We start from the raw sequence: 22420 nt of genomic DNA, 5'->3' as shown, positions 1-22420 counted from the left end.
GTCTAATCTTTTAATTTATTGCCCGTTTTCCGGCTTGACTGGATCGGCGATAAGGCTCGGCGCCGTCACTGGCGGTGCAACTCCCGGGCCGGTTGCTGCCGGTTGAGGTTGTGGTTGTGGTTGTGGTTGCGCTGGCTGGGCCGCCTGAGCTTGGGCTTGGGCTTGGGCTTGGGCTTGGGCTTGGGCTTGGGCTTGGGCCTGGACTTGAACTTGAGCTTGAGCAGGAGCCGGGGCTGGTGCTTCGATAACGGCCCCTAAAATCTCACCCAGGGTTTGATAGCACGTAGCAAGATCAGTCTTATCCACTTTTTTCTGAGCCAAAAATTCCTCAATTGCCGGGTAAAAATGAATGGATTCATCAATGCCTGGATCACTGCCGTGACGGTAGGCGCCCAAGCGAATGAGTTCGGCCATGTCTTCATAGACGGAAATAAATCTGCGTGCGCGATCAACAATGGCGTTTTCATTATCTGAATTACAGTCCGGCATGGACCGCGAGACGCTTTTCAAGATATCAACCGCGGGATACCGCCCGCGCTCAGCAATTTCACGGCTGAGAACGATGTGTCCGTCGAGAATGCCGCGTACCGCATCGGCCACAGGTTCGTTATGGTCATCGCCTTCAACCAAGACGGTGAACAGGCCGGTAATCGAGCCCTGCCCCACCGAACCTGGGCCCGCGCGTTCCAGTAACTGTGGCAATTGGGCAAATACGGACGGCGTGTAACCTTTGCTTGCCGGGGGCTCACCTGCGGAAAGACTAATTTCACGCTGCGCCATGGCGAAGCGGGTGATACTGTCCATCAAGCACAAGACCTCTTGCCCTTGATCCCGAAAATATTCGGCGACCGCCATGGTGACGAAAGCTGCTTGACGACGCACCAACGGCGGCTCATCCGATGTTGCGACGATAACGATACTGCGGGCCAAGCCTTCTTCGCCCAGATCGTCTTCTAAAAATTCTCTCGCTTCACGGCCCCGTTCGCCAATCAAGCCAATTACGTTGACCGCCGCGTCCGTATTACGGGCCATCATTGATAGCACCGTTGACTTGCCAACACCGGAACCGGCGAAGATTCCCATGCGCTGGCCATGGCAGCAGGTCAGGAATGTATTCAATGATCGAATTCCCAGATCCAACTTACCGCCAACCCGTTGGCGGGTGTGGGCAGGCGGTGGCTGACGGTGAATGGGATACCCAGCTCCCCCCATGGGGAGAGGCCCCTTATCATCGACTGGCTCACCAAAGGCATTGATGACCCGGCCCAACCATCGCTTATCCGGATAGATCACCGGATCGCTGGAACTGACTTCCACCGGACAGCCAAGACCGATCCCATCCAGCGAGCCGAATGGCATGACCAAAGCTTTTCCATCACGAAAGCCAATCACTTCGCACAGAATTTTTTTATCTCGGCGTCCAACGATGGTACAGTGGTCGCCAATAGACAGGCTGCCCTGAACGCCATCGACCTCCACCAACAACCCAACAACGGCACTTACCTGACCATACATATGATAGTCCGGAAGGCGGTCGATTTCATTCACGATATTATCGAAAAAAACGCTCAATTAATGACACCCTGTTTCACTAGATGGCCCGAGACTTTAGAATTTAATTATAGCCTATTGTGCAAGTAAGACTTTAATGTTTAGTAAAAGTCATCATTCCTAATTTCGATGAATTTCATAATCACAATACTAGCAATTGACTTTTGAAATTAAGGCACTTACCGTTTTTATGAATAAGTATAAGAGGCGGCTAAAGAAGCCTGCTCAAAGGGAGGATTAGTGACGAAACTGCTCGAGATTAGCGGTCTTACAACCTATTTCTACACGTCCGGCGGGACGGTAAAGGCTGTGGACGGCATTTCATACGATTTGGAAGAAGGCGAAACCCTGGCCATTGTCGGTGAGTCTGGCTGTGGTAAGTCGGTCAGCGCATTGTCGCTGATGCGCCTCATTCCCAACCCACCAGGTGAAATCGTCGATGGAAAAATGATCTTCATGGGGAAGGACCTACTGGCCCTTTCCGAAGAGGACATGCGCAATATTCGCGGCAAAGACATCGGCATGGTGTTCCAAGAACCCATGACGTCACTAAATCCCGTGCTCACCATCGGCTTACAGTTGACGGAAACCTTGATCCAGCACCTCGGTGTCACTCAAGAGGAGGCCGACAAGCGCGCCCTTGATTTAATGCAAATGGTTGGAATTTCTGATCCGGGCCGACGTTTGTCGCAGTACCCTCACCATTTAAGCGGTGGCATGCGCCAGCGGGTGATGATTGCCATGGCCTTGGCGTGTGAGCCCAAGCTTATCATTGCCGATGAACCAACGACGGCGCTGGATGTGACAATTCAAGCGCAAATCCTGGAATTGATGAAAAACCTTACCCGGGACCACGGCATTGCGATGATCATCATCACCCACAACCTAGGCGTGGTCGCGCGCTATGCGGACCGGGTGAACGTGATGTACGCGGGCAAGATAATCGAAAAGGGTTCCGCTAAGCAGATTTACCACAACCCGACCCATCCTTATACCTTGGCCTTGTTGAAGTCGGTGCCGCGCATGGATCAACCAAGGGCAGCTAAGCTGGACCCGGTCGATGGTCAGCCGCCTGATTTGACAAAACTTGATGGCGGTTGCGCTTTTAGACCACGGTGCCGATATGTCATTGACCGGTGCGCAACGGAAATCCCGGAATTAGAAGAAACCAGTGACGGCCAACTGACGGCATGCTGGCACGGCGGCAAATTAGACGACCCGCTTCAGGAGGCTTCATGACCAAGACTAATATTACCCGGGAAGCGGAAACCGGCTCCGGCACCAGCGTTAATCTCGGCGAAACGCTGATTACCGTCAGCGATTTAAAGATGCACTTTCCCATCGTGGAAGGCATTGTCATTAGCCGAACCGTCGCAACCGTTAAGGCTGTCGATGGCATCAGCTTCGATATTAAAAAAGGCGAAACCTTGGGCTTGGTTGGGGAATCAGGCTGCGGCAAGACAACCACGGGCCGCTGTATCCTCCAGTTGGAAAATCAAACCGATGGCTCCATCGTCTTTGAGGGGCAAGAATTAAAAGACCTAGATCAAAAACAGATGTCCAAGGTCCGGGAAAAAATCCAGGTGATTTTTCAGGACCCCTACAGTTCTCTAAACCCCAGAATGAAAATCGGCGAAATTATTGCCGAACCCATCGCCGTTCATAAAATTATTGAAGATCGAACCGAGCGCGATGCGCGAGTTCGCGAACTGCTGACAATTTGCGGATTGAACCCCGCTTTTGCTGATCGCTACCCGCATGAAATGAGTGGTGGCCAGCGCCAGCGGGTAGGTATTGCCCGCGCCTTGGCGCTCAATCCGGACTTTATTGTCTGTGACGAAGCGGTTTCCGCATTGGACGTGTCGATCCAGGCTCAAGTGATCAACCTGCTGGAAGACCTGCGCGACGAATTTGATCTGACGTATTTGTTTATATCCCATGATCTGAGCGTGGTGCGTCATCTGTGCCACCGGGTCGCGGTGATGTATTTGGGGAAAATGGTGGAATTGGCGGATTGCGATGCGCTTTATGATGATCCCATTCACCCCTATACAAATGTATTGCTGTCGGCGGTACCTATTCCCGATCCGGAGATTGAAGCGGATCGCGCCCATGAAATCGTTAAGGGTGAGGTACCAAGCCCGATTAATCCACCAAGCGGATGTGTTTTCCACCCCCGTTGCACGATGGCAACGGAGCGGTGTGGTAAAGAAATTCCCGAATTTAGGGAAGTAAAGGCGGGCCATTGGGTGGCTTGCTGGGAAGTGTGACTGTAAGGCCATTAGGTCAAAGCGGCACAAATTGAGGGAATGGGAGTTCCCTCGCTCATGGGAGGTAAAAGTTATGAAAATAACCTACTCTAGACTAGCGATCTCGGTCGCGGTCGGCGTTGGCGTTGCTATGGCAGCGTTTAGCCCGGCTCAGGCCATTAAGAAAGGCGGCGTGTTAAATTTCGTCGTCGGTTCTAAGATTCCGTCTTATGACGGACACATTGAGACCACGTTCGGCATGATCCACCCGATCAAGCCATTTTACAGCACCTTAATTCGGGTTAACCCGAACAATCCTTCATCACCGACGGACTTCGTTTGTGATGTTTGCGAAGGTGATGTGCCTAAAGGTGAAGAAGGCGGAACCTTGTTCAAGTTCAAAATCCGCTCAGGCATTAAGTTCCATGATGGAACGCCAATGACAGCGCAGGATGTTAAGGCTACTTTTGACAAAGTCGTCTTTCCACCCAAAGGCGTCGCCAGTGCCCGGAAAGCCTATTTCAAGGCGGTTAAATCCATCACGGCTCCTGATGACACAACGCTGATTTTTAAGCTGAGTTTCCCCACTGGAACGTTTATTCCAGCAGTCGCCATGCCTTTCAACTTTATCTATTCGAAGAAGGATTTGGATACAAAAGGCTACACTTGGCACAAGAAGAACGTGAATGGTACGGGCCCGTTCGTATTTGTTGAACACCAGCCTGGTTCGTTCGTGTCGGGGAAGAAGAACTCCAGCTATCACCACAAAGGCCAGCCGTACTTGGATGGCTTTAAGGCGATTTCCGCACCGAAGATGTCTCTTCGCATGCAAGCCATTCGCGGCGACCGTGCAGCCATCGAATTCCGCGGTTTCCCACCGAAAGCACGTGACGACCTTGTGAAAGCATTAGGTAAAAAGATCACGGTTCAAGAAAGTGATTGGAACTGCTTCCTGATGGTCACACCGAACCATAAGGTGAAGCCTTTTGACGACCCACGGGTCCGTAAAGCGCTGACATTGGCTATCGACCGTTGGGGTGGGTCCAAGTACCTGTCTCGTATTGCAATCGTGAAAACGGTTGGCGGTATTGCATTCCCAAGTCACCCCTTGGCAGCAACGAAAGAAGAATTGACGAAAATTCACGGCTACGGCACGGACATCAAAGCGTCCCGCGCTTTAGCTAAAAAGTTGTTGGCGGATGCAGGTCAATCCAATCTTTCGTTCACGCTTAACAACCGCGGTGTTGACCAACCCTATAAGATTGTTGGCACCTGGTTGATTGACCAATGGAAGAAAGTTGGTCTTAAGGTTAAGCAGCGCGTTCAACCGAGCCCAGCTTTCTATGCTTCTTTGCGTAAAAAGAAGGACTTTGCTGTGTCGATCGACTTTAACTGTCAGTCGATTGTTAATCCTTTAGCTGACGTTTCCAAGTGGCTGGGTAGTGCTGGTAACAACTACGCCCAGTTCGAAGATCCCGTCTTGGAAAAAATGTTCCTGAAAATGAACAAATCGGCTGATCCGAAAGTGCAACGTGAAATCATGCGGAAGTATGAGACGCGGGCTCTGCACGACACAGCGTCCAGTTCGGTTACGTTGTGGTGGTACAAGATCAATCCTCACCGGTCCTATGTTAAAGGCTGGAAGATTGCTCCGAGTCACTATCTCAATCAGACTCTCGATAACGTCTGGTTGGACAAGTAGTCAAAACACGACAATAGAACCGGCCCCCACCCGCGGTTACCGCGGGTGGGGAACCCGGCACTAAATTATTTTTGAGGACGGTACATGTATAAGTATATGGCAAAACGACTGCTGTTAATGATCCCGACGTTGTTCGGGGCAGCCGTCCTTATCTTTTTGCTCCTCCGCTTAATTCCAGGCGACGTCTGTGAGCTGCGTTTAGCAGGCACTGGAAATTATGTGGATCAAGAAGCTATTGATATCTGTCGAGAAAACCTCGGCATGAACGACGCGAAAATTGTTCAATTTTTTGATTTCATATACGGTTTTGTAACCTTTAACTTTGGCGAGTCGATGTGGACTGGTAAGGCGATTACCTACGAAATTGGCCTTCGATTCCAACTCTCGCTACAAGTCGCGATCATGGCAACATTTGTTGCTGTAATCATCGCCATTCCTTTAGGCGCGATTTCCGCGCTTAAGCAAAATACCTGGGTCGATTATGTGGTCCGAACCTTCAGTATTGCCGGCATTGCCATGCCGTCGTTCTGGCTGGGTATTCTCATCATTCTGGGCCTTTTGATTTACTCTCAAGCATGGTTTGGAGAGGCCTGGATGCCGCCCATTGAATACGTTTCTCCGCTTGAAGATTTAGGGCAAAATATGTTGCAACTAATCTGGCCGGCGGTGGCAACTGGATACCGGTATTCAGCAGTCGCAACGCGTATGACTCGATCTGCCCTGTTGGAAGTGCTGCGTGAAGATTACATCCGTACTGCGCGCGCCAAGGGCTTGATGGAAAAGCTGGTGATTAACCGACACGCCTTGAAGAACTCTATGTTGCCGGTGGTCACAATCATCGGAATTGAGTTCGCCTTCCTCATGGGTGGCTTGGTTGTAACAGAGCAGGTCTTCAATCTGAATGGCCTTGGCAAATTGTTCGTTGAATCGGTTTTGAACAGTGATTACACCATGACCCAAGCGTTGGTCATGTTGGTGGTCGCGATCTTCGTTTTAACGAACTTCGTCATCGATTTATTTTACGCGTGGTTAGATCCCCGCATTCGTTACAGTTAAGGGATTAGAATCATGACAATGGTTTCAGAAGTTCAAGTCGAAGCAGAAGTTGAGGAACTAAACCCAGACGTTCCTCTTCTCCAGGCAATGCTACAACTGATCAAACGGCAGCCGCTGGGTGCGGCAGGCTTGGCCGTGGTCATCTTAATGATCTTAATGGCTGTCTTCGCCAATTTCCTGTCGCCTTATGATCCGGAAGCAAATTCTCTGGAACACATGCTGGTTGAACCCAGTTGGATATTCCCCATGGGCACCGACCAATTCGGTCGCGATGTGCTGACACGGATCATTTATGGCGCTCGGACGGCGCTCTATGTGGGCTTTACTGCTGCCACTGTCGGTTCATTCCTGGGATTACTCCTCGGCGTCGCCAGTGCCTACTTCGGCGGGCGCTTTGATCTGATCATGCAGCGGGTCATGGATGTGTTCATGGCTTTTCCACTGATCATCATTGCGCTGGCCGTGGTTGCCACCTTGGGCACCGGAACCACCAACGTGATCATCGCGATCACCATCCCGTTCGTGCCGCAATGTGCGCGGGTCGTGCGATCCAGTGCCTTGGCCATTCGTGAAATTCCGTATGTGGATGCAGCGCGCTCTTTAGGCTTTGGTCATTCGCGGATAATTCTGCGCCACATGATGCCCAACGTGATGGCACCGTTCTTGATCATGTTCACCTCGTTCTTGGGCCAAGCGATCTTGCTAGAAGCTTCGCTCAGCTATCTCGGCATGGGCGTGCAGGAACCAACGCCTGCGTGGGGCCTGATGCTGCAAGGTGGTGCGGAAGAATATGCAGAAAGTGCTCCTTGGGTCGCAATCTGGCCCGGCGTTGCGATTAGCCTCGCCGTGTTTGGTTTCAACCTGTTTGGTGATGCCCTGCGTGATGTCCTAGACCCGAAACTGCGGTCGCGCTAATCTTATCGGATTATTCTTTGCGTGATTAAGCCCGGAGTCTGGTTATGTCTGAAATCCTTAGAGAACCCGTTCGTGAGCCTAGTGCGTGGACGCCAGGGGAGCTTGCGGCTGATCCTTCCTGGATCTATCGATTTTCGGATGCAGACATAGCCGAACTCGATCAAGCGACGGAAGGTGTTCGCGCTAAGGGAGCTGGCAATTTTGATCGGGAAGATTTTCCTCTGCCCAACCTGGAATCTCTGTTTGAAAATATCCTTCAGCAAATTGAGTTTGGTCGTGGCTGTGTGCTGATCAAAGGCCTGGACGTAACCGCCTATGACCCGGCCACCCTGGAAACGCTTTATTGGGGAATTGCAGCACATTTGGGCGTCCTAATGCATCAAAATCCGATGGGCGACCTGATCGGCCATGTCACCGATGGTGGCCGCGACTATGCGTCTAATAATGTCCGGGGCTATACGACGAAGGCTGAACTCCGCCCTCATAGCGACCCGACTGATGTCGTGGCGCTTCTGTGTAAACACCCCTCAAAATCGGGAGGCGAAAGCTGCATCGCCAGTGCATCTGCGATCTATAACGAAATCTTGGCAACCCACCCGGAGTATTTAGAAATTTTAACGGCCGGCTTCCATTTTGATCTGCGCGGCGAAGGTGTAACCACAGATCCGAACGAAACCTCGTTCAACAGAGTCCCCGCCTTTAGCTACTTCGATGGTCGATTGAGCTGCCGATTTAACAGCCGCACGATGATCGAAGGCATGGACAAGGCGGGAAAATCACTAAATGAACAGGAATTAAAAGCGGTCCAATACGTCGTTGAATTGGCGTTAAGCGATAAGTTCCGCCACGACATTATCTTTGAACGGGGTGATATCCAAATTCTCAATAACCACGGTATTCTGCACGCCCGCAAAGGCTTCGAAGATTTCCCTGAACCTGAGCGCAAGCGAGACCTGCTGCGGCTTTGGCTTAATCTACGCGAGGGGCGCGACTTAGCACCCGAATTCGCCGACCGCTTGAACACCGGCCCCAGAGGCGGCATCTGCCTAACTGACGACCGCCGCCCCCATTAGGGCCAATATTATTCTAGGAGAACCAGTGTGACCAAAACAGACCAACTCCGCGCGATCCTGGCTGAACCCGGTGCGGAGGTCATGCCCGGCGTCTTTGATGCCATGTCCGCACGCCTCGTCGAACGCGCAGGGTTTCGCGCCAGTTTCATGAGTGGCTTTGCCGTAGCCGCCGCCCGGCTCGCCATGCCCGACACGGGCCTGATTTCCTATACTGAAATGGCCAACCAGGGCCAAAATATGTGTGATGCAGTTTCGATGCCGATCATTGGTGATGGAGATACGGGCTACGGCAACGCGATTAATGTGCGGCGCACGGTCGAAGGTTTCGCCCGTGCGGGTTTCGCCTGCGTGATGATTGAGGATCAGGTATCACCGAAGCGATGTGGTCATACCCGGGGCAAGAAAACCGTCGATCGCGCCGAAGCTTTCGCGCGGATCAAGGCTGCCATCGATGTAAAAAATGACGGTACTGATATCCTGATCATGGCGCGCACAGATGCCAACGCCACCGAAGGCTTCAATGAAGCCCTCTACCGCGCAAAAAAGTTTGCCGAGCTCGGTGCCGATATCACCTTCCTTGAAGCGCCTAAAGACGTGGAACAAATGCGCACCTATTGTGAACAGGTCCCCGGACCCAAAATGGCCAACATGGTAGAACAAGGCGATACGCCTGTGCTCTCCCCCAAAGAACTGGGCGACATCGGCTATAAGATCGTGGTCCATCCCCTGACCCTATTAATGGCGGGCATCAAGGCGATGGAGGATGTTCTTACTCAATTCAAAAACGGGACGTATTCCGAAGACTCGTATGATTTTTCTCACCTGCGTGATGTCGTCGGATTTCCCGAATACTACGAAGCTGAAAAGAAATACGCGACCGAGTGAGCGCTGGCACTTTACGCGTTCAAGGCTTGATAAATTCTTTCAGGCGTAAATGGCTGGGTAGACAGCTTTGTTTCGAAGGGTGAGAGGGCATCGTTGATGCCATTCATCACCGCCGCCGGTGCCCCGGCCGTTCCCGCTTCCGCAGCCCCCTTAGCTCCCAGTTCAGAAACTTGGGTCGGTGTCGAGACCAGATCAACATCAATATCCGGCATTTCCACAGCCATCGGCACCAGGTAATCGGCTAAGTTTCCGTTCATCAACTGTCCCTCTGACGAATAGAGACAGGTCTCGCCGAGAGCCGCACCCAAGCCTTGCACCACGGCACCTCTAATTTGTTCGCCAACTAAATCTGGGTTTATGACGGTACCGCAGTCGTGCACGACCCAATGGCGAAGTAATTTGACGAATCCAGTCTCCACATCGACTTCCAAGTACGCCCCCTGAATGCCGTTGGTAACGATGGCGTCGAAATCCTTCTGGGCGTAGTTCTGAGTGGCAGAGAGTTCTGGATGGAAATCCTTGGGGAACAAGTCGGTTCGGAAATAAACCTTGTAGGCGAGTTCCTCGAGCGACATCCGAATGGTACCGCCATTTGCATCAATAATTTGACTGTCTTGAATATCCAACGTGGCGGTGTCTTCTTGGAGCAAGAAAGCAGCAACATTCAAAATATTTTCACGCAAGGCCCTGGCTGCCTTAAAGGCGGTTTCGCCACCGGTCCCTGCTCCCCGCGACCCCCAATTTCCAGCGCCGTAGGGGGTTGTATCTGTGTCGCCAAGTTTAACCGCGATCTGGTCCATGCCGACGCCGAGCACAGAGGCAACGATTTGCGCCGTGATGGTGCGTGCCCCCTGTCCGATTTCGACCACACTGATGGCACAGGTAAAAGTCCCCTGTGCCGCCAAGGCAACTGTACAGCCATCCTGCGATGTAATTGGCGCACCGCCCATACCATAGGTGGATGACGATGGGCTAGAGCCTTGAAGATACGACGCCAATCCTATGCCTCGGTAAATTCTCTTTTCCCGCAACTGGTCTTGTTCTGCTCGCAAGGCAGGATAATCCATCATCTCCAACACCCGATCTAAACACGCTTGCTGAGATAATGTTTCAAGAACAGAACCACTTGGCAGCTTGTAAGGACACGATGTTTCATCGATATAGTTCCGTCGGCGAATGTCGGCGGGATCGATTTTTAGAGCCTGTGCCGCCCGGTCGACCATGCCTTCAGTGGCGACGCAGGCAACAGGATGGCCGACAGCTCGGTACTGGCCAAGCGCTGCTTTGTTTTGAAACACCACCTGACTTCTACCGCGATGGAATTTTGATGCGTAAGGCCCGCCGGTCAAATTAAATACGTGCTTGGTCTCATTCACACTACCCCGAGGGTAGACCGAATAAGCACCGGCACCACAAAGATCATCCACATCCCAGGCAAGAAAATCGCCTTCTTGATTTACGGCAAGGCGGACCTTCACACGATGTTCGCGGGAATGATTATCGGAAATAAAAGATTCGATCCGATCCGCCACATGTTTAACGGGGCGCCCGAGCATTATCGACAACGCGGTCGTCGCCGTTTCATCGCCATAGATGTGGATTTTTAAGCCGTATCCACCGCCCATGTCCGGTACCTGAACGCGGATATTTGTCTCGGGTATTCCCAAGTGCTTGGCATAAAGATACTGCATCATGTGCGGGACTTGGCTGGACATATAAACGTTGAGGAAAATTTTCCCTGGATTGTAATCTGCCAAAATTGACCGCGGTTCCAAAGTCACAGGGGTCTGGCGTTCAACGTTAAAGGTCTCTTCCAGTACGTGGTCCGCTTGTTCGAAAACTTGGTCGATGCCATCTGTTTCGCCCGCGCGCGAGAAACAAATATTATCGCCGAGTTCCGCATGGATGATCGGCCCATCCGATGCGAGCGCCGCATCCATAGTCGCAACGACAGGCAGCGGCTCCCAATCGATTTCCACCAACTCCGCCGCGTCTTCGGCCAGGGCGCGGGATTTGGCGACAACAACAGCAACCGGTTCACCCTGCCATGTCGCTTTGTTTATCGCTAACGGAAACTGGGTTGCCGATTTCATAGATGGCATGTGAGTCAGCACACCCTTCCAAGGAACCACGTGATCGATGAAATCGGGGCCTGTCAAAACCGTAATGACACCTGCCCCGGCTTTTGCAGCAGTCGTATCAATTGAGACAATGCGCGCATGGGCGTGCGGACTTCGCACGAAGCACGCATGCACCATGCGGGGAAGTTTCATATCATCCACATATGTTCCGTGCCCAGCGAGCAAACCACCGGCATCAAGGCGTTCCACACCCTTGCCAATAAGACTGCTTGGTCGATTGAGAAGAGATGACATTAAACCTGCAAGGCCTCTCGAAATCGCTGTTTTAGCATGACGCCGTCTTGAGGCCGGGGGATGTCTGAGGCTTGGTTGGCAAAAATCTTAATGTCAAAAAATACAGGGCCGGGCTGCTGCCTGATCATGGGAATCGCATCGTTTAAGTCTTCATTTGACCTAACAGTTCCCGTCACTGGAAAACCTGCACCTGCCGCAACAGCAGCTAAATTCATCGGTCCCGCCGTGTGGGTTTCTTGCATTCCCGTCTCGCCGTAGCGTTCATTATCCAGAACCACGATGGCTAAATTGCTTGGCGCTTTATTGGCAATTGTTCCAAGCCCTCCCAGCCCCATCAATATTTCACCGTCACCCGTGATGACCACAATGCGACGGTCCGGTTGGGCTATCGCCAATCCTAATCCCATCATGCTTGCCGCCCCCATGGCTCCCCATAAGGGAAAGTCAGCGGAGTTATCTTCTATCGACAATATGTCGTAGCATGAAGAGCCTAATCCAGCGACGACCAGGAGATCGCCTCGGTCCTGCAGCAGCTGACCAACCACATCACGTCTCTCCAATGAATTCCCAAGATTGCTCATGCCTTAATCCCCAAACTTCTTCACACCGATAACTTTTTGTTCGATCAAAAGTGCCATCGCTCTTTCCTCTGAGAATACCTGTTCCCCAGCGGCGGCAACCATATCACCTGCAGTCTCACGCTGATCAATTGTGCGGACCTCTAACCCTGCAAGGGATAATACATCTCCGGTAATGCTACCCATCGGGTTTTGCCAAAAGTTTGGCTCCCCTTCTTGCCCCCGCATGGTCACGAGAACTAACAGGGGAAATTGGCATGTCTTCACCAAGGAAAGCATGTTCACACAGTTGCCGACGCCGCTGCTTTGCATCAGCAGCACGCCCCGCTCCCCGCCAAGCCACGCGCCGGCCAATACCGCAACGCCTTCTTCTTCCGTCGATAAGGGAATCGCGTTCATTCGGGCATCCTCATTGGCACCGCGAATAACTTCTGTATGGCCCGCATCCGGGACATATGCCACTTGCCGTACATTAAGTGCCAACAATGCATTAAAAATATTCTTCTGCCACGACATCCGACTTATCCTCAATTAATCCGCGAGAAAACTTTACCCTGCCGCCCCCAAGGGGCCAACACCGAACCTAAGCGACGAAAAAAGAGAATGAGACATCGCTGAATTCTCTTGACTTACGCACTTGATTGTTTTTAAAGCATGTTTTATGGTTAACGAATCTTAACAGAACCGATTGGGTTGGTTATGCGCATACTTCTTGTTGAAGATGATCCCACTACTGCACAAAGCATTGAGATGATGCTAAAGTCCGAAGGCATGGTGGTCGATACCACCGATCTCGGCGAAGACGGATTAGAGATTGGGAAGCTTTACGACTACGACCTGATTGTATTGGATTTGATGCTGCCAGACATGGACGGATTAGAGGTCCTACGTCGGCTGCGCGATTCACGGGTTGAAACCCCGGTGTTGATCCTGTCCGGCTTAACTGAGCCTGAAAAGAAGGTCAAAGGCCTAGGCATCGGTGCTGATGACTACTTGACCAAGCCCTTTGATAAAGCTGAGTTGTTAGCACGTATCCAAGCGATTATTCGCCGTTCACAAGGGCACGCGCAATCAATCATCAAGACGGGCAAGCTGTCGGTCAATCTGGATGCCCATAGTGTCGAAGTCGAGGGTCAACCGATCCATCTGACCGGCAAGGAATATGGAATTTTGGAATTGTTGTCACTGCGCAAGGGAACAACATTGACCAAAGAAATGTTTCTGAATCACCTGTACGGTGGCATGGATGAACCTGAACTGAAGATTATCGATGTGTTCATTTGCAAGCTTCGGAAGAAACTTTCCGTCGCAACAGATAATGATTCATATATCGAGACAATTTGGGGACGAGGATATGTCCTGCGCGATCCTGACGCTGAGGCAGAATCCATCGCTGCGGAAGCCTAAAATAGGTTTTAGTAAGATTTAGAAAAAGTGTTAGCTGACCGGGATGCCTACGCCGTCAGACAGGCAGTAAACGCCGCGCAGCCCAGCAAGCGGCTTAAATTTTTCGGTTATTCCCAGTACCGTCTCCGCGCCCCCAAGGAACAACACCCCGTCAGGCGGCAGCAGCTTTGCGATTTGATCCAGAACCTTACCCTTGGTTTCCTGGTCAAAATAAATCAGCACATTACGACAGAAAACGACATCGCATTTTCCAAGCGGTGTCAGATCGTTCAATAGATTAAAGTACTTGTACGTGACCAAATCGCGGACTTCCTGCTTCGCCTCCCACATCTCATCCTTTTTGGTGAAATACTTCAGCAACTGCTGAATCGGCAGTCCACGCTGCACCTCAAATTGAGAATAAACACCCGCTTTAGCCTTCGCCAAAATATCGTGGGAGATGTCTGTGCCAACGATACTCGTCCTCCAACCCGGCAACTTCGCTGCGGCATCCCTTAATACAATCGAAAGAGAATATGGTTCTTGCCCACTCGAAGCCGCAGCACACCAAATTTTAAAAGACTTCCCGCCGCCCCGTGTTTTAATCAAATGGGGAAGGACGGTATCTTTGAAAATATCAAAAGGCTTAATATCGCGAAAAAAGAACGACTCGTTTGTCGTCATTGCTTCCGTTACTTCTAGAATCAAAGCTTCCTGCTTAGTTGATCGGATATGAGCGATCAACTCATCCAGTCCCTTCATTTCCCGCTTGCGCGCAACCGGCATCAGCCGACTTTCCAACAGGTACGATTTATCCGGCGTCAAGACCAAGCCAGAACGGTCTTTTAATAGCGTGCTTATGAACTCAAAGTCTTGCGGGTTCATAGGATGCCTCGGCTGGCGAAGGAAACTATCTTCGACGCGATATCATCAATAGGGACAACGACGCTACAAAGGCCCGCCGTCGCAACAGAACCCGGCATTCCCCAAACAACACTTGATTCTTCATCCTGGGCGATTAGCGTTCCACCGTTATCAACGATGGTTTGGCCGCCTTTTGTTCCATCAGACCCCATGCCGGTTAGAATAACTGTCAGAATGTTTGGGCCATAAGCCTGTGACATGCTTCGAAGCATTGGGTCAACAGCGGGACGGCAGAAATTCTCTTTCGGACCTTGATTCAGCCGCAGCACCTTATTGGCACCATCCTTTTCCACCGTCATGTGATAATCGCCCGGCGCTATATAAATACTACCAGGGGCTATTACAGTTCCGTCCTTGCCTTCATTACACGGACGCTTTGAAGCCTTTTCAATATGTTCAGATAAAATTGACGTAAACGTCGGCGGCATATGCTGGGTAATGACGATAGGAAGTTGGAAATCCTTGGGTAATCCGCCCAAGACCTTAAACAGCGCCTGCGGCCCACCAGTGGAGCTGCCAATTGCCAGAACCGAGGGCCTGGTTCTGCCAGGCGCTCTTAATTTAATATCGCTAGAACTGGGCATTGCCGACTTGAACGGTGTTTTACCTGTAGTGGCTTCAACCTTAACCCGACCCGCGCGCTTGCGACGTGCATCCCCCAACGTCTTTACTTTTTCTAAAAGCTCACGCTGGAAGTCACCTTTTCCGCCAATTTCGCGCGACGAAGTCGGTTTAGGAACATAATCCGCCGCCCCCATCGTCAGCGCACGAATACTAATATCTGCATTCCGGTTGGTAAGGGTTGAGGCCATAAGAACCTTCAGGTCCTTATCAATTTCCAAAAGCAAGGGCAGCGCCGTCAGGCCATCCATTACCGGCATTTCGATATCTAGAATTACAACATCGACCGGTGTACGCTTCAGGCTGCTGATCGCCATTTCACCATTGGCAACAGACGCCACAACGGTGATATCAGGATCCGAATTCAACATGCGCGAAATCAGACCTCGAACAATCGCCGAATCGTCAACCACCATCGCCTGGATGGGATCAGAACCCTTTGGCGCATTAGCCGCGCCGGTATTGGAAATATTAGCCACTTAATTCCGCCTTACGGGTCGCTATAACAATCCCACTTGTGTGAATTTCGCCTGAATGATCTCACTATCAAACGGCTTCATTATGTATTCGTTCGCACCCGCTTCAATGGCCTCTTGAATATGCTGGATATCGTTTTCTGTTGTGCAAAAAACAACAATTGGCCCATCTCCATTCGGTAAGACCCTCAATTCCCGCAGGAACTCAATTCCGCTCATGACCGGCATATTCCAGTCTAGCAAAACAGCATCGGGCATTTTGCTCGTGCAAGCATCAAGCGCTTGCTTGCCGTCAGCAGCTTCAACGGTCTCGAACTCCAACTCCTGTAGGATTTTTCGGGCCACCATGCGAATTACTTTTGAATCGTCGACAATTAAACAAGACTTCATGGCAACCTACACCGTTCAATGAAATTTCCGACTACTGAATCCATAACAACCCTCAAGCCAATTTATTCTTTTAAATCAGCAAATTTGAACTTACGGAAAGTACCACAAAAAATGGCACTCCCGCTATCTTAGACATTCCGTCCAAGTGAGTCTCTGTAAAACACACTAATACGGATAAAATCCCATCTCCCCGCCTCGCGCAAGACCTAATCCAAAGGCCCAGGTAAAACAACCGCTAGATTAACTGTATCCGCACCTTCACCGGAGATTTCGATCACAGACCCCAAACTTTCGGCCAGAAGTGCTGCCCAACGGCCATGTATGTTGTGTGCATTAAGATCATCAAAATTTATATCTTTAACTATAGCGCGCTGTGTCCCTTCTTTAATCTCAGCTCGATCCCCTGTTGCCGTTACGGCTGCGCCAAATCCCTCTGGCAAAACAGCGACCCGGACGGCCAAAGCTCCGCCACGCGGCAGACACTCGATTCCGATTAGAATCATACTAAGCACCAATTTACACGCATTGGTGGGGAACAATCCTTGATCTACGTCATCTGCTGGCCAATCTAAATCGACTTTACCTTCGATCATAAACTCACCGGCCAATTTACGTGCCTGCCCCATTACTGCGGTATCTGCACCACCCAAACCAAACGCCATTCGGTAGAAGCTTAGCCTTGAGCCCATCTGCTTTGCACTACGTCCAACCATGGCCAGGGCATCTTCACCACCGTCCATTTCCTCAAACAGCTCCAATCCAGCATTAACCGCCCCAACTGGCCCCACCAAATCGTGGCACAACCGGGAACACAAAAGCTGCGCTTCTCTCATGTCCATAATGATTTTATTCCTTCGTTTATTTGCCGTTATTTACTTTCTTCGTGCTGACCAAGAGCCTAAGCTTCTTTGCGGAAAGAATCTAACACATGGTACCCAACTGCAATACCAAGACAGCTTAAGCGTTATCAATATTTTTGCTTGGTATACTGTATACTTATAAAATTCTCTGGTATATAACCCCCAACTTAAGCTGAGACTTAAGCTGACTAAAGATCGACGAAAAGGCTCATTAATGTCTGCAATAGGTAAAACTTCCACGTCGCCCGTTCAGTTGGGGCGTAAGGGTCGCCCGGCGTTTGCCTTCCCGAGAGGACGCCAAGTAGATCCGAAAGCTGTGGAGGAGGTTCGCGAGCTTCTGGTTACGGAAATGTATCAACGTGACATGCTGATTGAATATCTTCATTTAATCCAAGATAAATATGGGCATCTGTCCGCAGGTCATCTTGCGGCTTTAGCCAGCGAAATGAAGTTGGCGCAGACGGAAGTCTACGAAGTTGCAACTTTCTATTCTCATTTTGATGTGGTTCGGGAAGGCGAAGATGCACCGCCCGAACTCACGTTGCGGGTCTGCGACAGTCTGACCTGTGAAATGATGGGCGCGCAATCGCTGCTCAAGGACCTAGCTGCCAATTACGGTAAACAAGTGCGAGTGCTGAACGCCCCCTGCATGGGCCGCTGTGATGTCGCCCCGGTTGTTGAAGTTGGCCATAATCACGTTACATCGGCAACGGTAGAAACCGTAGCAGCGGCGGTAGATAGCAACAACATTCATGCGGAAATGCCGGACTACAAAGACTTTGATGCCTATAACGCAGACGGAGGCTACAAGCTTTTAGAGGCTTGTCGGAGCGGCGACCGCACCCCCGAAGACGTCATTGAAATCATGAGCGACTCGGGTCTACGGGGCCTTGGCGGCGCAGGTTTCCCGGCGGGTCGCAAGTGGAGCATCGTCCGTTCCTACGAAGGCCCCCGTATGATGGCAGTCAATGCCGACGAAGGTGAGCCCGGCACATTTAAGGACAAGCACTATCTAGATAACGATCCTCACCGATTCTTGGAAGGCATGCTGGTCGCGGCCTGGGCTGTGGACGTCGCGGCAATCTATGTCTACGTGCGGGACGAATACCCCGCCATCCGTAAAGTTTTGACGGACGAGATCGCAAAAATCACAGACGCTGGCCTGAACGGTGACACGGACATCCATCTCCGCCGTGGTGCCGGCGCTTATATCTGCGGTGAAGAATCTGCGATGATTGAGAGCATTGAAGGCAAACGCGGCCTTCCCCGCCATCGCCCCCCCTACGTGGCAGAGGTCGGTTTGTTTGGCAGGCCAACCCTAGAGCACAACGTAGAGACACTGTATTGGGTTCGCGACATTGTCGAGAAGGGTGCAGATTGGTTTTCTAGCCCTATGCTGCACAGCTATTCGGTCTCGGGTCGGGTCAAAAACCCTGGCGTCAAACGCGCCCCCGCCACCATCACGGTACGACAGCTTATCGACGATTACTGTGGCGGCATGCAGGACGGCCATACGTTTAAGGGTTATCTACCGGGCGGCGCATCAGGCGGAATTCTTCCGGCATCCCTGGATAACTTGGAACTGTTCTTCGGTAAATTGGAAGAACATGGCTGCTTTATTGGCTCAGCTGCAGTTGTCATCTTATCGGACAAGGACGATATGAAAGACGTGGCGTTGAACATTATGCGGTTCTTTGAAGATGAAAGCTGCGGTCAGTGCACACCATGCCGGGTTGGCACGGAGAAAGCGGTCGCCCTGATGGAGCGCGATACTTGGGACGAAGGATTTCTTCAGGAACTGGGACAGGCCATGACCGATGCGTCCATCTGTGGACTGGGACAGGCAGCATCGAACCCGCTGAAAATGGTTTTAAAACACTTCCGCGACGACCTGAATTTCGAATAGAGGCTATTATGAGCGATCAAATCACCTTCTCGCTAAACGGCATTGACGTCACGGCAGAACCGGGCGAAACCATCTGGCAAGTGGCGGACCGCCTGGGCATAGAAATTCCTCACCTCTGCTATTCACCAAAGCCAGGCTACCGCGCCGATGGCAACTGCCGCGCCTGTATGGTGGAGATCGAAGGCGAGCGGGTCTTGGCTGCAAGCTGCATCCGTCCCGCGTCTGAGGGCATGAAGGTCAACACCGTCAGCGACCGCGCGAAGAATGCCCGAAAGGCAGTATTCGAACTCTTACTGGCCGATCAGCCAAAGAAAGAAACCGCCCACGATCCAGACTCAAACCTTTGGAAGTGGACCGATAAAATTGGCTTGAGCGAAAGCCGTTATCCGGCTCGCGACTGTCCGAGCGCTGACAACACTCACCCGGCAATGGGCGTTAACTTGGACGCCTGCATCCATTGTAATCTGTGCGTTCGTGCGTGTCGTGAAGTCCAAGTGAACGACGTCATCGGCATGGCGGGCCGTGGCATTAAATCTTCCATCGTATTTGATATGGGTGACGGCATGGGCGACAGCACCTGCGTGGCCTGTGGCGAATGCGTTCAAGCCTGCCCGACAGGGGCCTTGATGCCATCAAATGTTTTGGATGAGAATGGCATTCACACAGGTGCCGCAGACCGTCAAGTGAATTCGCTCTGTCCGTTCTGCGGTGTGGGCTGCCAAGTCACGTTCAACATCCGCGACGATAAGATTTTATTTGTCGAAGGCCGCGAAGGGCCGTCCAACAAGAACCGCCTTTGCGTCAAAGGCCGCTTTGGCATGGACTATGTGCATCACCCGGAACGCCTGACGGTTCCCCTGATTCGCAAAGAAGGTGTTGCCAAGGACGCGGCGGACGTTCTCGACCCCGCCAACCCCTTCACTCATTTCCGTGAAGCGACTTGGGAAGAAGCATTGGACAAAGCCGCTGAAGGCCTGAGCAGAATCCGGGATCGCGATGGTGCCCAAGCCCTCGCCGGTTTTGGCTCGGCTAAGGGATCCAATGAAGAAGCCTATATGGTGCAGAAACTGGTCCGCACCGGGTTCCAAACCAACAACGTCGATCACTGCACGCGTCTCTGTCATGCCTCCAGTGTTGCGGCCCTGATGGAAGGCATCGGTTCCGGAGCCGTGACAGCCCCCTTCATGTCAGCCAAGGACGCCGATGTGATCATCGTCATCGGCGCACGACCGACGCAAAACCATCCGGTCGCTGCCACGTTCTTCAAGAACGCCGCCCAGGAAGGCAAGACCCTGATCATCATGGACCCGCGTCGCCAAGCGTTGAGCCGACACGCGGATCATATGTTGCAGTTCACGCCGGGTCGCGATGTACCTTTGTTGAATGCGATGATCCATACGATCATTGAAGAAGGCCTAACCGATGAGAATTACATCAAGGGCTACACCGAAGGCTATGAAGACCTAAAAGCAAAGGTCAAAGATTTCTCGCCGGAAAAGATGGCGGAAATTTGTGGTATCGATGCCGAAACGATCAGAACTGTCGCCCGCAAATACGCGACAGCGGAACGCTCCATTATCTTCTGGGGCATGGGTATTTCTCAGCACGTGCATGGCACAGACAACGCCCGCTGCCTGATTGCGCTATCGTTGATTACCGGCCACGTGGGTCGCCCCGGCACGGGGCTGCATCCGTTACGAGGGCAGAACAATGTTCAGGGCGCGTCTGATGCGGGCCTGATCCCCATGCTCTACCCGGATTATCAATCTGTCGAAAACGATAACATCCGAGAAAAATTTGAAACTGCTTGGGGGACCGAGCTTGATCGCAAGCGCGGCCTGACCGTGGTTGAAATCGCCGACGCGGCGTATGACCGAAAGATCAAAGGCATCTACGTCATGGGCGAAAACCCGGCCATGTCTGACCCCAATGCTGGACACGCCCGCGAGGCCATGGCGCGGCTGGAACATCTTGTGGTTCAGGATATTTTCCTCACCGAAACCGCCTTCCTAGCCGACGTTATTCTACCCGCCACCGCGTTCCCGGAAAAAGACGGCACGTTCTCCAACACCAACCGCCAAGTCCAACTGGCGCGCCAAGCGGTCAATGCGCCGGGCGATGCACGCCAAGACTGGTGGATCATTCAGGAGATCGCCAACCGCATCGGGCTCGACTGGTCCTACACCCACCCGAAAGACGTGTTCACTGAAATGCACACGATCATGCCGTCGCTGAATGGCATTACGTGGGAACGATTGGAGCGAGAAGATTCGGTAACCTATCCGTGCGATTCAGAAGACGTTCCTGGACACGATATCGTTTTCGGCGACGGCTTCCCGACGGCAAGCAAGCGCGGCAAGTTGGTTCCGACTGAGATTGTCGCGCCCTATGAAATGCCTGATGAGGCGTATCCGTTGATCCTGACCACGGGTCGGATGCTGGAACACTGGCATACCGGCGCCATGACCCGCCGATCGTCGCGCTTGGATGCGTTAGAGCCCGTGCCGGTCGCGAGCTTCCATCCCAACCAACTCGACCAAATGAACATCGGCCCCGGCGACACCATCAAAGTCGCCAGCCGCCGCGGCGAAATAGAAATTGCAGCCAGGGCTGACCGCGATGTTCCTGATGGTATGGTCTTTATTCCGTTCTGCTTTAACGAGGCCGCAGCGAACTTGCTGACCAGCCCGCAGTTGGACCCAATCGGAAAAATCCCTGAGTTTAAGTTCTGTGCGGTGAAGGTGGAAAAAGTTCGTGCGCTGGTGGCAGCGGAGTAGGCTGATTTTTCGGGAATTCACCATAAAACTGAAATTTGATAGTCCTTAAACACTGGGTCGATCGTGACGACTTTCAATTTCTCAATGTTTGCCTGGGCCATGAGCATACGGTCGAATGGGTCTTTGTGAGGACCGGGTAGCCGTCCAGCTTCCACGGCGTGCTCCAGCGAGATGGGCAGACTTTGAAAACCAGATTTTCTGACATAAAACACCAAACGCTCTGACACGTCCCCGACGCCGGTCAACTTCCCGATCCTGTGTTTCGTCGAAATTTCCCAAGCAGACGCACTGCTAACAAATATATCATTTTCTGTATTGGCAATAGCGTCCCGTGGCTCAAGGGGCAGTTTTGGATCATCTGTTAGCCACCAAAGCAATGCATGGGTGTCGAGAAGCAGCCTCATTGTCCCCACTTGTCCAAGTCTTCTTTGGAAAGAGGATCAAAAAAACTCTCAGCCAATTGGCCCTTCAATAACCCAGGCTTACGAGGAGCCTGACGTTCAAGCGGCACAATGCGCGCAATGGCCTTGCCAGCTTTGGCAATAATCACGTCCTCCCCAGATAAAGCCTGATCAAGCAATCGAGAAAGATGCGTTTTTGCGTCGTGAATATTAACGGTTGGCATGAGGCTTACCTTATGACAATATATGACTAAGATAGTAGACTAAGTCATGTGATTAGTCAATCATGCCGCCT

The 22420-nt window shown here is 51.9% G+C and carries 20 protein-coding genes; 10 read left to right on the top strand and 10 right to left on the bottom strand.

The genetic code is table 11. The features are described 5' to 3' along the window. Positions 1-15 precede the first annotated feature (15 nt). Entirely contained in the window at positions 16-1572 is a 1557-nt protein-coding gene (gene fliI, locus HOM51_04435; protein MBT5033746.1) for a flagellar protein export ATPase FliI, read from the bottom strand. Positions 1573-1791: 219 nt separating this feature from the next. Here fliI and HOM51_04430 point away from each other — a divergent pair, with 219 nt between their 5' ends. The 7 genes from HOM51_04430 to HOM51_04400 all read left to right on the top strand — a co-directional run bounded on the left by HOM51_04430 (position 1792) and on the right by HOM51_04400 (position 9431). After that, positions 1792-2790, top strand: coding sequence for an ABC transporter ATP-binding protein (locus HOM51_04430; GenBank protein ID MBT5033745.1), 999 nt, complete (start codon positions 1792-1794; stop codon positions 2788-2790). Beyond that, entirely contained in the window at positions 2787-3821 is a 1035-nt protein-coding gene (locus HOM51_04425; GenBank protein ID MBT5033744.1) for an ATP-binding cassette domain-containing protein, read from the top strand. Before HOM51_04430 ends, HOM51_04425 begins: the two co-directional genes overlap by 4 nt. Before the next feature lie 73 nt (positions 3822-3894). Then, positions 3895-5502, top strand: a complete 1608-nt coding sequence (locus tag HOM51_04420) for an ABC transporter substrate-binding protein (protein ID MBT5033743.1) — start codon at positions 3895-3897, stop codon at positions 5500-5502. Between the two features lie 84 nt (positions 5503-5586). Continuing rightward, positions 5587-6558 (top strand): ABC transporter permease, encoded by a 972-nt coding sequence (locus HOM51_04415; GenBank protein MBT5033742.1) that lies wholly within the window; start codon positions 5587-5589, stop codon positions 6556-6558. An 18-nt stretch (positions 6559-6576) separates the two neighbouring features. Continuing rightward, positions 6577-7473 carry an ABC transporter permease gene (locus tag HOM51_04410; GenBank protein ID MBT5033741.1) on the top strand — a complete coding sequence of 299 codons (897 nt, stop codon included), beginning with the start codon at positions 6577-6579 and terminating at the stop codon, positions 7471-7473. A gap of 44 nt (positions 7474-7517) precedes the next feature. Continuing rightward, a complete protein-coding gene (locus tag HOM51_04405) occupies positions 7518-8546 on the top strand; it encodes a TauD/TfdA family dioxygenase (protein MBT5033740.1) in 1029 nt (342 codons plus the stop codon). Positions 8547-8573: 27 nt separating this feature from the next. Continuing rightward, on the top strand, positions 8574-9431 hold the full coding sequence (locus HOM51_04400) for an isocitrate lyase/PEP mutase family protein (protein MBT5033739.1): 858 nt from the start codon (positions 8574-8576) through the stop codon (positions 9429-9431). Between the two features lie 11 nt (positions 9432-9442). Here the strand turns inward: HOM51_04400 and HOM51_04395 are convergent, their stop codons facing one another. The 3 genes from HOM51_04395 to HOM51_04385 are packed head-to-tail and all read right to left on the bottom strand — an operon-like array spanning position 9443 to position 12900. Then, a complete protein-coding gene (locus tag HOM51_04395) occupies positions 9443-11806 on the bottom strand; it encodes a xanthine dehydrogenase family protein molybdopterin-binding subunit (GenBank protein MBT5033738.1) in 2364 nt (787 codons plus the stop codon). Continuing rightward, positions 11806-12387, bottom strand: a complete 582-nt coding sequence (locus HOM51_04390) for an aldehyde dehydrogenase (GenBank protein MBT5033737.1) — start codon at positions 12385-12387, stop codon at positions 11806-11808. Before HOM51_04390 ends, HOM51_04395 begins: the two co-directional genes overlap by 1 nt. A gap of 3 nt (positions 12388-12390) precedes the next feature. Then, positions 12391-12900 carry a phosphonopyruvate decarboxylase gene (locus HOM51_04385; GenBank protein ID MBT5033736.1) on the bottom strand — a complete coding sequence of 170 codons (510 nt, stop codon included), beginning with the start codon at positions 12898-12900 and terminating at the stop codon, positions 12391-12393. Positions 12901-13083: 183 nt separating this feature from the next. Here HOM51_04385 and HOM51_04380 point away from each other — a divergent pair, with 183 nt between their 5' ends. Further along, positions 13084-13791 carry a response regulator transcription factor gene (locus tag HOM51_04380; protein ID MBT5033735.1) on the top strand — a complete coding sequence of 236 codons (708 nt, stop codon included), beginning with the start codon at positions 13084-13086 and terminating at the stop codon, positions 13789-13791. A 30-nt stretch (positions 13792-13821) separates the two neighbouring features. Here HOM51_04380 and HOM51_04375 read toward each other — a convergent pair whose 3' ends face one another. The 4 genes from HOM51_04375 to HOM51_04360 all read right to left on the bottom strand — a co-directional run bounded on the left by HOM51_04375 (position 13822) and on the right by HOM51_04360 (position 17020). Next, positions 13822-14655, bottom strand: coding sequence for a protein-glutamate O-methyltransferase CheR (locus HOM51_04375; GenBank protein ID MBT5033734.1), 834 nt, complete (start codon positions 14653-14655; stop codon positions 13822-13824). Beyond that, positions 14652-15731 carry a chemotaxis response regulator protein-glutamate methylesterase gene (locus HOM51_04370; protein MBT5033733.1) on the bottom strand — a complete coding sequence of 360 codons (1080 nt, stop codon included), beginning with the start codon at positions 15729-15731 and terminating at the stop codon, positions 14652-14654. The genes HOM51_04375 and HOM51_04370 overlap by 4 nt, the downstream gene beginning before the upstream one ends. An 84-nt stretch (positions 15732-15815) precedes the next feature. Then, the gene (locus HOM51_04365; GenBank protein ID MBT5033732.1) at positions 15816-16181 is read right to left on the bottom strand and encodes a response regulator; all 366 of its coding nucleotides are present in this window, start codon (positions 16179-16181) and stop codon (positions 15816-15818) included. A gap of 206 nt (positions 16182-16387) precedes the next feature. After that, the gene (locus HOM51_04360) at positions 16388-17020 is read right to left on the bottom strand and encodes a hypothetical protein (protein MBT5033731.1); all 633 of its coding nucleotides are present in this window, start codon (positions 17018-17020) and stop codon (positions 16388-16390) included. Between the two features lie 235 nt (positions 17021-17255). Between HOM51_04360 and HOM51_04355 the strand changes: the two genes are divergently transcribed. Then, positions 17256-18947: an NADH-quinone oxidoreductase subunit F gene (locus HOM51_04355; protein MBT5033730.1), complete on the top strand. Its 1692-nt coding sequence runs from the start codon at positions 17256-17258 to the stop codon at positions 18945-18947. An 8-nt stretch (positions 18948-18955) separates the two neighbouring features. Continuing rightward, positions 18956-21724, top strand: a complete 2769-nt coding sequence (fdhF, locus tag HOM51_04350) for a formate dehydrogenase subunit alpha (GenBank protein ID MBT5033729.1) — start codon at positions 18956-18958, stop codon at positions 21722-21724. A gap of 17 nt (positions 21725-21741) precedes the next feature. On the opposite strand, the gene HOM51_04345 is transcribed toward fdhF, so the two are convergent. Next, complete coding sequence (locus HOM51_04345; protein MBT5033728.1) at positions 21742-22128, bottom strand: type II toxin-antitoxin system VapC family toxin; 387 nt, start codon at positions 22126-22128, stop codon at positions 21742-21744. Next, positions 22125-22349, bottom strand: coding sequence for a type II toxin-antitoxin system Phd/YefM family antitoxin (locus HOM51_04340; protein MBT5033727.1), 225 nt, complete (start codon positions 22347-22349; stop codon positions 22125-22127). The genes HOM51_04345 and HOM51_04340 overlap by 4 nt, the downstream gene beginning before the upstream one ends. Between the last annotated feature and the right edge of the window lie 71 nt (positions 22350-22420).

It is taken from the genome of Rhodospirillaceae bacterium (assembly GCA_018660465.1).
GTDB lineage: Bacteria > Pseudomonadota > Alphaproteobacteria > Rhodospirillales > JABJKH01 > JABJKH01.
The sequence above is the reverse complement of the archived record's forward strand: the minus strand, read 5'-3'. Positions and strand labels throughout refer to the sequence as shown.